General features: G+C 66.3%; 3 protein-coding genes. 2 read left to right on the forward strand and 1 reads right to left on the reverse strand.

The window, feature by feature from the left end:
- Positions 1 to 959: YeeE/YedE thiosulfate transporter family protein (locus ACESL5_RS02665; protein ID WP_372591237.1), on the reverse strand; the 959-nt coding region annotated here is incomplete at its 3' end.
- A 256-nt stretch (positions 960 to 1,215) separates the two neighbouring features.
- Between ACESL5_RS02665 and ACESL5_RS02670 the strand changes: the two genes are divergently transcribed.
- Both ACESL5_RS02670 and ACESL5_RS02675 read left to right on the forward strand, forming a co-directional pair.
- Complete coding sequence (locus ACESL5_RS02670; protein ID WP_372591238.1) at positions 1,216 to 2,196, forward strand: glutathione S-transferase family protein; 981 nt, start codon at positions 1,216 to 1,218, stop codon at positions 2,194 to 2,196.
- Positions 2,193 to 2,635: pirin family protein (locus ACESL5_RS02675; RefSeq protein WP_372591239.1), on the forward strand; the 443-nt coding region annotated here is incomplete at its 3' end. The genes ACESL5_RS02670 and ACESL5_RS02675, both read left to right, overlap by 4 nt.

The raw sequence follows: 2,635 nt of genomic DNA on the forward strand, positions 1-2,635 counted from the left end.
GCAGTGTAGGTCCCGAACTGCGACCAGGAGCCGAAGCCCTGCACGCGGAACTGCTGCCGGGCGGCGAACCACAGCCCGGCGCCGAGGATCACGCCGAGCATGGCCACGACGCCGAAGGTTGCGAGCGCCAGTTTCGGATCGGCGGCAAGGCGCAGCGACTCGGCGGCGGGTCCGACGAAGCTCAGCGACTGGGTGCCCGTGCCGCGCGGAGGATCGAAGGCCAGCGCCGCCTCGTTCATCAGTGCCTGGCCGGTCGACGAGCCGGTCCACAACCAGCCCAGCACGATGATCATGCCGATACCGATACCCCCGGCGAGGTCGGCGGGTCGCATGCGACGCGCGTGGTCAAGCCGCCACAGCCAGACGAACAGGCCGGTGGCCAGCAGGCTCGCCATCACGGGTCTGAGGTAGGCGTGATCCAGGGATGTGATCCCGGCGGCGATACCGCCGGCATCCTGGTGGTCGATGCCGAGCGAGGCCAGGCTGAGCCCGGGCCAGGCCAGCCCCTGGTCGATGAACAGCCGGGCAGTGGGCCAGTTGAGCAGCACGAGGGCCGTCAGGCCGACGACCGCGTAGGCCCACAGCGACTTGAGGTCGCCCTGGCCGATGTTGACCAGCGTCTTGGTGGTGCAGCCGCCGGCCAGCACCATGCCAATGCCGAACATCGTCCCGCCCAGCAGGTAGCGCAACCAGGGGAAGTCCGCCGCGCGGTAGTTGACGCGTGTCTGGTCGAGATCTATCGCCCCGAGCAACTCGAACGCGCCGACGGCGGCGATCGCCACGGCGATCGACAGCAGCCAGGCGCGCATGCGCCCCATGTCACCGGTCAGGACCCAGTCGGAGACCGCGCCCATGTTGCAATAGCGCGTGGCCGCGGCCACCAGGCCGAACAGCAGCCCGATGCCGAGCGCGCCGGCGAGGATCAGCAGCCACGGGTTGTCGACAGTCGCCAGGGTCATGCTTGATCGAGTACCGGGTGAGATGCATGGAGTCCTTTCATGGTACGGGCAAACACGCGTCAGCGCCGCCATTCCGGGCCCAAAACGTTGTGATCGGGACATAAGCCGCCGGAGGGGCGGGTCGATGGCACGAGTGGTTTTAATGTGACCACATCGAAATGGATGTTCAGTATATTTCGATGCTGTGGCTAATCAACTGGTCCATACTTCGCGGCCTTTGGGCACAAGCCCGCGCAACGACCAACGGGAGGAGTGGATGAGTCTGCTGATCAACGGTGAATTGCACACCGACTGGTTCGAGTCTGAGTCCGAGGGTGGCGAGTTCGTCCGCAAGGACTCGATGTTCCGCCACTGGATCACGCCGGACGGCTCACCGGGGCCGAGCGGCGAGGGCGGCTTTCCCGCCGAGGCCGGTCGCTACCACCTGTATGTGTCCCATGCCTGCCCCTGGGCCCACCGGACCTTGATCTTCCGTGCCCTCAAGGGACTGGAGGACCTGATCACGGTGGACGTGGTGCACCCGCACATGGGGGCCGAGGGCTGGCACTTCGGCGAGTTCCCCGGCGCCACGCCGGACAGCCAGATGGGCGCCCATCACCTGCATCAGCTCTACACCCGGGCCGACCCTCGGGTCAGCGGTATCGTCACCGTGCCGGTGCTCTGGGACAAGCAGCGCCAGACCATCGTCAACAACGAGTCCTCCGAGATCATCCGCATGTTCAACTCGGCCTTCGACGGGCTGACGGGCAACCGGGACGACTACTATCCCGAGTCGCTGCGCGAGGAGATCGAGGCGATCAATGCCCCAATCTACGAGAACGTCAACAACGGCGTCTACCGCACCGGGTTCGCCACGACGCAGGATGCCTACGAGACCGCGTTCGATCGCCTGTTCGAGACGCTCGACGACCTGGAGGCACGTCTGGGTCGCCAGCGTTACCTCGCCGGCGACCGGGTCACGGAGGCCGACTGGCGGCTGTTCACCACGCTGGTGCGCTTCGACCCGGTCTATCACGGCCACTTCAAGTGCAACCGGAACCGGCTTGTGGACTTCCCCAATCTGTGGGCATTCACCCGCGAGCTGTACCAGTGGCCCGGGGTGGCCGAGACCGTGCGGCTCGATCACATCAAGCACCACTATTACGTCAGCCACGACTGGATCAACCCGACCGGCATCGTGCCCAAGGGCCCCGAGATCGATTTCCAAGCCCCGCACGGGCGGGAGGTGAGCCGATGAGCATCGTCATCCGAACCGCGACCGTCATGCAGGAAGGGGCGGGTGCCCGGGTCAAGCGGCTCATGCCACTGCCCGAGTTCATGAACTTCGACCCGTTCGTCATGTTCGACCACTTCGAGCTTGCCCCCGGAACCGGCTTTCCCGAGCACCCGCACCGCGGTTTCGAGGCGGTGACGTATCTCTTCGAGGGGGAGATCGAGCATCGTGACAACCTGGGTAATGTCTCCCGGGTCGGGCCGGGCGGTGCGCAGCGCTTCACCGCCGGGTCGGGGTTGGTGCACTCGGAGATGCCGTCCGTGGACACGTCGACCGCCGGCATCCAGCTCTGGGTGAACCTGCCGCGACGCCTCAAGGGCATCGAACCCTCCTACGAGGAGGCACCCGCCGACACGATTCCGGAAATCGGCTTCCACGGCGGGCGCGAGCGCCGCATCGCCGG

Source organism: Guyparkeria sp. (genome assembly GCF_041687595.1).
GTDB lineage: Bacteria > Pseudomonadota > Gammaproteobacteria > Halothiobacillales > Halothiobacillaceae > Guyparkeria.